The organism is Methanosaeta sp. UBA458 (assembly GCF_002496085.1).
Lineage (GTDB): Archaea > Halobacteriota > Methanosarcinia > Methanotrichales > Methanotrichaceae > Methanothrix > Methanothrix soehngenii.
The window spans coordinates 1-10743 of record NZ_DAIK01000081.1 but is presented as its reverse complement, the minus strand read 5'-3'; the positions used below and the strand labels follow the sequence as shown (position 1 = coordinate 10743).

Genomic DNA, 10743 nt, shown 5'->3' with positions numbered 1-10743 from the left:
AACATCAGATAGCCGAAGTCTGCCACAGATGGGAATGGATCTTCCTGCAAAACGAACTCTATAAATGCCCAGGTTCCCTCTCCAAAAGAATTGAAAAGCATGGCAACAGCCATCATCAACCAGGCTTTCTTGGACCTCCCTTCCATATTATTTGCCGCATATAATAAACATAGAAAGGCGACTATTGAGCTTGAGGTGGAAAGAAGATTATTCATGAACAGGATCGACCTTTTATCATCTATCACCTCTATTAGAATGGTCTGAAATAACAAAATAAGGATAGATATGATAGCCGCTGGGAGAAATATTGGAGCCTGTAAGCGATTTGCAGATCTTATTATTTTAACCACAATCCACCTGACCACTATCGGCATTAGTGAAGCTGCTAAAGGAAAAAAAGCTTTCGGTGGAATATAATAGGTATACATTTTTTTAAAAAGATTATGATGCAGCGAGATGATTATGGAAAGGTTAATTTCTCTTAGATATGGATAGCCAATTGGCGGATAGGAGGAATGAAGATCGGACAGAAAATAAAACTGCTCATGGCCGATATCACCACATTAAAGGTCGATGCCATTGTCAATGCCGCCAACAACTCTCTGCTGGGAGGAGGCGGGGTTGACGGCGCCATTCACAGTGCCGCAGGACCGGAGCTCTTGGGAGAATGCAGGCAGATCGGCGGCTGTCCGGTGGGAGAGGCGCGCATCACCAGGGGCTATAGGCTTCCCGCTCGCTTTGTCATTCACACCGTTGGGCCGGTCTGGAGGGGTGGATCAGAGGGCGAGGATCAGCTTCTCGCCAGATGCTATCAGAGCTGCTTTGCCCTGGCAGAGAAGTACGAAATAAAGAGCATAGCCTTCCCAGCCATAAGCACAGGGGCTTATGGCTTTCCCATAGAGCGGGCCTGTCGTATTGCTATCTGGGAGATGAGGCGCAATCTGGAGGACAAAAACGCGGGTGATACAATAGCCGTCTGCTTCAACCATAGGACGTTCAAATGCTATCAGGAGGCTTTGCAGGAGTTCTGAATCCATCCAATGCAATAGTCCTCAAGATCCCTATCCAATGCCTTGATGCTCTCAGAGGTGCTGATTTTAGGGCTTGATCGCACATATCTTTATGCTCAAGACGGAATCCGCAACCTTCTTCTGCTGCTCAGGGGTGATCGCGGGATCTGTAGGTGTGCTGCAGCCAGATCTCTCGGAGATCAGAGACTCGACAGGAAATCTGGATTCTGCCACAACCCGCACATCTCTGAAGCCTATGCTCTTTATGATATCCAGGTAATCATCCTTCATGATGGCACCTGCCAGGCAGCCGATATAAGCTTCTGTGGAGCTCTTGACAAACTCCGGCAGCTCCTTGAGCAGCACCACATCAGAGACTGCCAGCCTTCCTCCTGGCTTTAAAACCCTGAAGGCCTCCCTGAATGCCATTCTCTTATTGGGGATGAGGTTGATCACGCAGTTGGAGATGACCACATCCACATAGTTGTCCGCCACCGGCATATTTTCAAGGTCTCCCTGCCGGAAGTCGATGTTAGCATAGCCGCCCTTTCGGGAGTTCGCCCTGGCCTTTTCCACCATCTCAGAGGTTATGTCAACACCAATTACCTTGCCTGATGGCCCAACCCTGTCGGATGCCAGGAAACAGTCAAATCCCGCTCCTGAGCCCATGTCCAAGACGATCTCCCCCTCGGATAACGATGCCAGAGCTACTGGGTTGCCGCAGCCCAGGCCGAGGTTTGACTCCGGCGGAGCAGCTTGGATCTCCTCCTCAGTGTAGCCCATCCTCTTGCTCAGCTCCTCTGGAATATCAGCATCCCCTGAGCAGCACCGTGAGGCATAGTCGGATGTTGCCTGCTTGGCAATACGAGCGTATCCTTCTTTAACTGCTCTTTTTATCTCTCTCTCTTTTAAAGTCAACATAAACCCCACCGTTCCTCAGCGTTAATCGTGCACTGACAATTTTTCTGGAAATTTATCTTGAGTGCTTAGCACAGGCTATAATTAAGGTTTTTTATAACGATAATTGTCGATGAATTATAAAAGATTGAGATATCGCAATCATTGATCCCCAAATGGGATGAGACATCTTTCTCACATCCCATAATCGTCACAATCCCATATATCTCTTTTTATTTTTATTATCATTGGGTGTATAATTGCCAATGTTCTTTATGAGGGCCTGATGCCTCATCCAAAGGGCGATGATCACTCCCAGGGATATTACCAGCCAGACCGCAAACCACAACTTCATTAGATGCTCCGTCCAGCTCTGCTGAGAATGAATAAAGGCTGCTGCTCCCAGGGTTACAATCACCGAGAAGAACATATTGGCAGATGGTGCCAGGCTATCCCGATAAGAGGTGCAGAAGCGCTCCCATTCTTGCTCCGCCTTTCCCGCTAGGGAGATAGGGTGCCTGCCCAGAAATACACCTATGCGCTTGATCCTGGAATCGGCGGACATGATGTATAGATCGTAGCTTATCGCCACCAGAGGGACGAAATAAATCAGCCAGAAGATCCTGGCAATCTCAATCTTGACATCCACTGAACTTACTCCAAAGAGGACGGTAATAAAAGCCAGCTTCATGGTGATTAGCTTTGCGCGTTCATTCTGGGTTCTTATCTTCTCCTCATGAAGTGCGCGCAAGAACTCTTGATCATTTTCTTCCATTTCTGCTACTCCGATGGAGGATATGTATTCATTATATTAATAACTTTTGTTTGTTATGTAATTAATGGCAGCATCGTTCTCTCAACGAGATGAACGAGATATATGAAAAGAAAAAATAAAACTGTACATAATTAAAAAAATATTTATAGATGTTAGAAGGGATTAACAGGCGATAAAGGGGATGGAAAATGAAGGGGAGAGCAAAGTTACTGGATAGTGGATTTAGGGAGTTTATCGAATATCTGCAAAAAATGGGAGAGCTCCACAATATATTGAGGATGATAGACAGCTTCTACGGTATGAATGGAATGGATTGCAGTGAACTCGATACCGGACACTATAATGTGGAAAAGGGTGGATTTGATATGCTGTTATCATTTTGGAGAAAGGGCTGGATCGAGATTCGAGAGACTGATAGGAGGAGAAAGGACTGGCATATAAAAGAGTATGCCCTATTGGTCCGCCTGGATGAGATAGCCGCATACTGCGCCCAGGGGAAGCATCAGGGGTTCAGCCCATCTGATTATCCCATGCCCAGACAGGATATAGAGGCTTTTGTCTGATCAAGGAGACTTGGTCGATTGAGAGCACTCCACTCCTTTTCTGATCCTCTCAAGATTGCGGTCTGCATTTCGCCTCTTCATCCTGGCCAGCTTCACGATGTCCTCACGAACTGCCTTTTCTCGGCAAAAAGATAGCCCATCCAGCAACTTCTTCCCCTTTTTCGATCTGACGATCACTGAGGAGTATCCTTCCGCGCTTCCCACTGAACCTATGGAGATATCAGCCAGCCTTGAGACCAGATCGCCGCAAAACCGGCATCCTTCACGGATGTCTTTTTCCAGCTCCCGCACGCTGCAGGAGTGCTCCATTCCATCCAGAGTCGCAATGTATCTCCCTTTTGCGATCTGAATTTTATCCGCATCCTCTATATCTATGCCCAAAAGCTCTTTAGAATGCTCTCTCAGTCTTCTGTAATCGAAGCTCTCGAAGCAAAACAGGCCAACGAGAAAGATCTCTGCATCTGGAAACTCGTCCTTGAAGTAATCCAGTTGCTCCAATTTTCTGATCACTCTGATCTGGCAGGGAGTGCCAACCACAGCAACCCTTCTCTTTCCTCCTCTCAAAGCATCAATCAGCGGCGCCAGAGCGGATACGCGCACATATTTTGTCCCCTTGGCCTTTATCACTCCTTCAATATCGTCTACCGCTGCCGCTCTTCCTCCATTATTCTCCCTTTGATAAACTACCACAGCAGCATCAATGACGCCTTTATCCAGGCATCGAGCAAGAAGAGAGGTGACAACCCCTCCATCCTGTCCCTGGATCTCTGTTCTGGCGGCGAAAAGCTCGCTGCACACTCCCAGATCCACATCCCTTTCGCCGGACAGATGCTCCTCTTCGATCCCGATGATATCTTCTGCAGTGAGCGGGAAGATGTTTCTCTGAGCGGATATGGCACTGGTGGGGCATACCAGAGAGCAGGCACCACAGGCTATGCAGTCCTCCGAGAGCTCTCCATACGGCGCGCCCACACTCCTCTCTGTTCCCCTGTTTTGGAAATTGATGGCGAATACACCCACCATCTCACCACATACCCGGCAACAAAGCCCGCAGAGAATGCATTTCTCCTCTTCGAGCTTAAATCGAGGCTCAATGACTCCATACTCTCTGGCCAGGTCCTGGATCTGCTTCTCTTTCGGGCATCTGGACAATAAGAGCTCAGCGATCATCCGCCGGATATCCAGGACCGCAGGGGTGGCAGTCCTGACCACCAGACCGTCTTCTATCGGATAGTTGCAGGCGGTGACGAACCTCTTCTTTCCATTCTTTTCAATCTCCACCGTACAGAGCCTGCAAGACCCATAGGATTCAAGTGCGGGATGATGGCACAGAGTGGGAATTTTAATTCCTGCAGACAGGGCAGCCTCAAGAATGGTGCTGGAGGTCTGGGCTTCTAACTGCTGATCATCGATCCAGAATCTCAACTCTCATACCTCAAATCTCATCTCGTGCTTCTCGCCGCTCTTATCCAGACGCACAACTCGGCTCTTCCGGATCATCTCTTCCCTCCTGGGAGGCCTTTAGACTCTCTTACGACAGCTCTAACCTTTTTGGGGCAGATCTCAAAGCATATCCCGCATCGCATGCATTTCGATTGATCAACAACCGCGAATCCTCCGTCGTCCTTATAGATCGCCCCCTGAGGACAGTTCTCCCGGCACAGGTCGCAGCCTATGCAGATCTCAGGATCGATGGAATAAGACACAAGAGACTTGCAGGATAGGGCGGGACATCTCTTATCTTTGATATGGGCATCATACTCCTCTCGGAAATAACGAATAGTGCTCAGGACCGGATTGACTGCCGTTCGCCCCAGGGCGCAGAGCGATGCCGTTCTCATCAATTCTGCAATCTCCTGCAGGGTCTGGATATCCGTCTCCGTCCCCCGGCCGGACTCGATTGCATCAAGAATCTCTCTCATCCGTTTCAGCCCCTCCCGGCAGGGTAGGCATTTGCCGCAGGACTCGCTGCAGAGGAAGTCCACAAAGTAACGGGCCAGATCGACTGCACAGGTATCCTCATCGATGACGATAATGCTCCCCGAACCCATCATAGAGCCAAGACTGGTCAATTCATCAAAGTCCACTGGCGTATTCAGATACCTGGCCGGAATTATCCCACCAGACGGCCCTCCGGTCTGCACCCCTTTGAGCTTCTTGTTCCCGGGAATTCCCCCTCCAATCTTGTATATTATATCGGCCAGGGTCATGCCCATAGGGACCTCCACCAGACCGGTGTTATTGACCTTGCCTACCAGAGAGAAGATCTTGGTCCCTTTGCTCCTCTCGGTTCCAATGGAGTTGAACCATTTTGCACCGTGCTCTATGATCAAAGGCACATTGGCAAAGGTCTCAACGTTGTTCAGGGCGCTCGGCCGGCCCCAGAGGCCTTTTTGAGAGGTGTGGACGTACTTGGGCCTGGGCTCGCCCACCCATCCCTCCAGGGCGTTCATCAGAGCGGTCGACTCTCCGGAGACAAAGGAGCCGGCACCCCTATGAATGCTCACATCAAAATCAAAGCCAGTGCCCAGAATATTCTCACCCAAGAGGCCGTACTCCCGGGCCTGTTGGAGGGCGAGCGTGGCATTCTGGACCGCTAGAGGGTATTCCATGCGCACATAGATGAAGCCCTTATGCGATCCCATGGCGTAGGCGGCGATGATCAGCCCCTCCAGGACGCTATGAGGATTACCCTCCATGAGAGCCCGGTCCATAAATGCTCCTGGATCGCCTTCATCGCAGTTGACGATCACATATTTGGGCTCTCCTGGGGCCTCTCGGGTCGATTTCCATTTTCGTCCGGTGGGAAATCCGCCACCACCTCTGCCCCGGAGGTTTGATCTCTTCACCTCCTCGATCACCTCTTCCGGGGTCATCTCGGATAGAGCTCTGGCCAGGGCACTGTATCCGCCCAGAGCTATATAATCTTCTATATTTCTAGGATTTATTTTTATGTTATTTTTTATAAGATGCCTCATCTGGTATTTATAAAAAGGAATTTCGCTCTCAACGACGGCATTCTCTTCCGTTTCTGGATCCTTGTAGAGAAGGCGGTCGACCAGGTTGCCTTTGAGTATCGTCTCCTCCACGATATCAGGGACATCATCCTGGTGGACACCAATATAGTAGACACCTCTGGGGTAGACCACCACTAAAGTTCCTTTTTCGCAAAAGCCAGGGCAACCGGTCTCCTTGATCTCTATCTCCTTTTCCAGGCCCTTTTTGATCAAGTATTCTTGAAAGGCCCTGACCACTAGTCTGGCGCCGAGGGTCAAGCAGCCCGTTCCGGCGCAGATTGCGACCAGGGGCTTTGTGCTGTCTCTGCTGGACAGAATATCTGATCTGAGCTGTTCAAGCCCCTCAATTGATCTGAGCCTCACCATCCTGCTACACGCCCTGATTCCTGATGGAAGTGGTCATTCTTGCTTTATAGCAATTCCTGCTGACTCGTTGTGCGCAACTTGATATCCATCCTATTTCCAGCTTCAGGCCCAGATTCATCTGCTTTATGCTCAATCGTACTTCTTGATTATCCTTTCCACTCTGTCCGATGTGAGCCGGCCATGGTAGTCGTCATCCACGACCATTACAGGACCTATGGCGCAGCATCCCAGGCAGTTGACTCGTTTCAGAGTGAATCTCATATCCGGGGTAGTCCCGCCCTGTTTTATCTTCAGCTTAGATTCAGTCCTGTCCAGTATCATTCCAGAGCCTCGCACCTGGCAGGCTGTGCCCATGCAGACGCTTATTTTGTGCTTCCCAATGGGCTTGAGGCTTATGGCCTCATAGAAGCTTGCTATTCTGTATATCCGGCTGGGTGGGATCTTCAGTCTCTCGGATATCTCTTGGAGGGCATCTTTTGAGATCCAGTTGAACTCGCTTTGCAGGTCCAAAAGAAGCTGAATGAGAGACCCCTCTTTGCCTTTGTATCCATCTATCATCTCCACCAGCCTCTTATGCTCGTTATCCTGCATTTCTATACCTCTTGTCTATCCGGTTTTGCTTTGAATCTCCGCTAAGCCTTCGATCTCATTTATCCAGTCTGCGCCAGAGATGGTAGCCAGTCTGGTTAGCCTCCTTTCACCAATATGTCACTACTAAGCATGAATATATACGTTTGCTCGATGGATGGGTTCATTTCATCCTGATCATTATATCAAGAAAAGGATATAATTAAACAGTATGCATTTTTTCTTTTTTTATCTTGATCGACCGACGAATGTACATGCCATTCGACATTGATGAGATCGTCCTGCCCGGCACAGAATATGTGGTTTGGGCATAATCTTGCTCCCCGAGGCGATTTGATTCAGATGCTATGATGATCCAGAGGCAACGAACCAGGCATTTTCATTCTGGCCTCAAGATATTCTTTCAATGCCACTGCGTTATTGTGCTCGGCATCTTTTGCCGCATATAAAAAGATCAGATCAGATTCCTCTGCTTTGGAAATTAGCTGATCCACAAGCTCCGCCCTCAAGTCAAGTTCTCTGAAGAATCTCTCTTTGAACTCCTCCCATTTGCCTGGATCGTGGCCAAACCATTTTCTAAGCTCATTGCTGGGAGCTATGTCCTTCATCCAGAGATCGATTCGTGTCTCATCTTTGGCCAAGCCCCTGGGCCAGAGCCTATCCACCAGTATTCTGAATCCGCCGCTTGCAGGAGCACTGTAAACCCTCTCAGTTCTTATCATCTCAAGCACCCATCAACCTCAATCGTTAGAATCACATCTTCAGAAGCCTGTCGCGTAGATCAGGTTCAGGGTCATACTTCCTTCCGGTCTTCTTCGACTGACCCGCCATGTCTATCACATCTTTTGGATCGTCCCTGACCAGCATTTTATGTCTGTCGACTCAACCGTTGCATCTGTGCCGGGGCCATGGTAATTCTCACATCCGCTGGAGCGACACCAGGAGCATCGCTCACCCCGTCACCGGCCATGGGCCACGACATAATCCTTCTGGATGTTCTTAATGGCCTGGGCCTTGGAACAGCTTGAGACTCATGTGAAGGCAACCTCTGGATAGGATGTGTATTCGACTGCAGAGTACTTAACAACCATACCCGCACAAGTCCTCACCTGTCAGAAAAGCATAAGAGAGAGAATGCAGGCGAACAAATGACAAGAACTGAAGGCAAGAATTAATAGTATTACGAGGAGCTAATCAGCTCTCTGACCTCCTCTCGGCCAGATACGCCCTGGCCTTCCAGGGATCACAAGCCAATTCATTAATTCGGTCTTCCGACATGCGCCAGAGAATATCGTCCGCCTCGGTCACTTCATCTCTCTCCTGCCACCAGGAGAGGCAGGCTTCAGCAGCTAGCCTGCAAGCGTCCTCATCCGTCAAATGCAGAGATGCACAGTACGCCTCGCCCACGCATGCACCCACTGGTGCCCTAGTACAAAGATCACAGTTCATTTCAGCGCCCTATTTTGGTTAACGGGATTAATTAATTAAACTATCCCAAGCTATCTATAGACCTTCGGCAGCAATTAAGCATTGCTGTTTTGTGCGGAGAAGATCGCACAGTATCTCATAATCGCTCACAGGAAAGCGGATGGATATGGATAACGTAAGTCCGCATGCTTGGGAGGGATTCAATTCTACTGTACCGGATTCCTGGTCAATGTACTCTCTTGCATCATGAGGATGACCAGCATATTGCCAGCCTCCATTTGAGCCCATTATTCTGGAGTACAGCCAGTTGTTAGCTTCTGGGTCGTTGATGGGATCAAGACCCGATACTATGCGTGCCAAAAGCGCCTCTGCATCTTCGGCAGCGAGAAACTCGATCCATATGATGCCCGGCTTATTTTCTTGACAGGAATTGCAGGTGATGATACCGCAGTCCCAGATGGCTTCCAGCAGTGGTGCTATTCGTTCGTCCACCTCGATCATCGTGTCTGATGCAGGATCGTGAATTGCGGTCTGCTTGTGCTCAGTCAAAACCCTTTAGCTCCTTTCCATCCTCAAAGGTCTTAATATCTCGTGCATCAGGTGACGCTGCACGCTGCGAAAAAGTTGGAATCTGAAGGGCAGGATGACGCCCCAACTAGCCGATTTATAGATGTAATTCGACTAGAACAGATATTGTTCAGTACCTTCCAGAAGACCTGGCAGGCCTGTGCTTCTGGTAGCACTCGCTGCAGTAAACCGGCCTGGATCCATCCGGTTTGAATGGGACCTGGGTTTGCTTGCCGCATTCTGAGCAAGTTACATCTGTCATTTCTCTCGGACCGCTGTTGTAGCCACCGCGGCTTCCGCCGGAGCTACCTCTGTTTTCGTATTTTCTCTCAAACATTTTATTCACGTACCATTTGGATCGATTCAAAGAATCGAACTCGCTACAAAAGACATCTCAACAAATCTCTTTGAATCGATGAAAATGTAACGTCTCTTGAGTGATCAATCCGGTTGATATACCTGTCGGTGGAAATGCGAAATAAGATGAAGCATCGGATCATGAGGTTTCTTTTATTATGATCTTTCTCGCCTTGTGACTCTCAGATTGCCTGGACCGAACGGACCTCTGCGGGCATTTTAGCGCCTTTTTGGATCTTCGTTCCAGCAGAATTCAGCAAGATCTTGGCCCCCTTTACGGATATCCCGGGCAGTTGCTCTGCATTGCTGCTTCTCATTCCTGATTATGCCATATTTTTTGCATCGATTAGCATAGGAATATAAGGAAAGGTAACAATTGATGGTGCAGGTGATGTGGATGAAGAAGCTCAACCGAAAGGATATTCACATATTGAAAAAGTTGGTCAAGCCGCACATCGAAGAGCTGGAAAAAGGAGAAGCGGGCAGCTTGCTTGCATCCATCTCCAGATACTATATAACCGATAGGGAGGATTTTCTGTTCAGGCTGGATAAGCTGCCTGATGAGGATCTCAAGTATCTGGCGGAGAGGGCCATGGACGGCTCGGAATGCCTGTTGTGCATTGCACCGCAATGTGCGGAGGTCTTCTTGGATGCGGTTGAAAGAAGGCTCTCGCCGGAGATTGCAGGCAGATTAAGGGAGCTCTTCGAGAATGTCACCACCGGCTACAAGGATGTGACGTGATCGGCTCGGCCCACTATAAGCGATATCAGATCATTCCATTTCATCCAGTCCCATTCCAGGGATAAACCGCCATCTAAATATCTATCGGATCTATGACTATCATCCGGGAGGCCCGGAGATGGATGGGGCAAAGGCCGGCGACTCCGTGCCTGTCCGATACGCTGGCAGGCTCGATGAAGAGATGGTCTTCGACACCTCCAAGACCCACGGACGCTGAAGCTCACATATGAAAGGGAAAGGAAGAGCATGGACGGGAAGAATAGGAAGGACATAAAGCCGGGGCTGAAGGTGGAGATAGTCCTCAAGAAGGACCAGAGGACGGGGAAGAGGACCGAGGGAGTGGTAGCGCAGATCCTGACGAACTCTTCTTTCCACCCTCACGGGATCAAGGTCCGTCTCGCCGACGGCCAGGTGGGGCGGGTGGCGAGGATCC

13 protein-coding genes and 1 pseudogene are annotated in these 10743 nt (G+C 49.4%); 4 read left to right on the top strand and 10 right to left on the bottom strand.

Going from position 1 to position 10743, the window contains the following annotated elements:
* Positions 1-374: pseudogene (locus BP822_RS05685) on the bottom strand (hypothetical protein); the annotation flags it as partial.
* Positions 375-515: 141 nt separating this feature from the next.
* On the opposite strand from BP822_RS05685, the gene BP822_RS05680 reads away from it, so the two are divergent.
* Positions 516-1031: an O-acetyl-ADP-ribose deacetylase gene (locus tag BP822_RS05680; protein WP_286877923.1), complete on the top strand. Its 516-nt coding sequence runs from the start codon at positions 516-518 to the stop codon at positions 1029-1031.
* A gap of 66 nt (positions 1032-1097) precedes the next feature.
* Here the strand turns inward: BP822_RS05680 and arsM are convergent, their stop codons facing one another.
* Complete coding sequence (gene arsM, locus BP822_RS05675; RefSeq protein WP_013720435.1) at positions 1098-1931, bottom strand: arsenite methyltransferase; 834 nt, start codon at positions 1929-1931, stop codon at positions 1098-1100.
* Positions 1932-2118: 187 nt separating this feature from the next.
* Positions 2119-2682, bottom strand: a complete 564-nt coding sequence (locus tag BP822_RS05670) for a hypothetical protein (RefSeq protein WP_013720434.1) — start codon at positions 2680-2682, stop codon at positions 2119-2121.
* A 188-nt stretch (positions 2683-2870) separates the two neighbouring features.
* On the opposite strand from BP822_RS05670, the gene BP822_RS05665 reads away from it, so the two are divergent.
* On the top strand, positions 2871-3245 hold the full coding sequence (locus BP822_RS05665) for a hypothetical protein (protein WP_286877922.1): 375 nt from the start codon (positions 2871-2873) through the stop codon (positions 3243-3245).
* On the opposite strand, the gene BP822_RS05660 is transcribed toward BP822_RS05665, so the two are convergent.
* From BP822_RS05660 to BP822_RS12885, 7 genes are all read right to left on the bottom strand, one after another.
* Complete coding sequence (locus BP822_RS05660) at positions 3246-4670, bottom strand: Coenzyme F420 hydrogenase/dehydrogenase, beta subunit C-terminal domain (protein ID WP_286877921.1); 1425 nt, start codon at positions 4668-4670, stop codon at positions 3246-3248.
* A gap of 71 nt (positions 4671-4741) precedes the next feature.
* Positions 4742-6628, bottom strand: a complete 1887-nt coding sequence (locus BP822_RS05655) for an NADH-quinone oxidoreductase subunit NuoF (protein ID WP_013720431.1) — start codon at positions 6626-6628, stop codon at positions 4742-4744.
* A 129-nt stretch (positions 6629-6757) separates the two neighbouring features.
* Entirely contained in the window at positions 6758-7219 is a 462-nt protein-coding gene (gene nuoE / locus BP822_RS05650) for an NADH-quinone oxidoreductase subunit NuoE (protein ID WP_013720430.1), read from the bottom strand.
* A 335-nt stretch (positions 7220-7554) separates the two neighbouring features.
* Entirely contained in the window at positions 7555-7938 is a 384-nt protein-coding gene (locus BP822_RS05645; RefSeq protein ID WP_273279067.1) for a DUF488 domain-containing protein, read from the bottom strand.
* Positions 7939-8410: 472 nt separating this feature from the next.
* Positions 8411-8665, bottom strand: coding sequence for a hypothetical protein (locus BP822_RS05640; protein WP_157863832.1), 255 nt, complete (start codon positions 8663-8665; stop codon positions 8411-8413).
* Between the two features lie 54 nt (positions 8666-8719).
* A complete protein-coding gene (locus BP822_RS05635) occupies positions 8720-9193 on the bottom strand; it encodes a hypothetical protein (RefSeq protein WP_013720427.1) in 474 nt (157 codons plus the stop codon).
* 148 nt (positions 9194-9341) lie between these two features.
* A complete protein-coding gene (locus BP822_RS12885; RefSeq protein WP_013720426.1) occupies positions 9342-9548 on the bottom strand; it encodes a CxxC-x17-CxxC domain-containing protein in 207 nt (68 codons plus the stop codon).
* A 417-nt stretch (positions 9549-9965) separates the two neighbouring features.
* Here BP822_RS12885 and BP822_RS05625 point away from each other — a divergent pair, with 417 nt between their 5' ends.
* Positions 9966-10310, top strand: coding sequence for a hypothetical protein (locus tag BP822_RS05625; protein ID WP_157863831.1), 345 nt, complete (start codon positions 9966-9968; stop codon positions 10308-10310).
* A 246-nt stretch (positions 10311-10556) separates the two neighbouring features.
* A partial coding sequence (locus BP822_RS05620) for a YwbE family protein (protein WP_273466495.1) occupies positions 10557-10743 on the top strand: 187 nt, incomplete at its 3' end.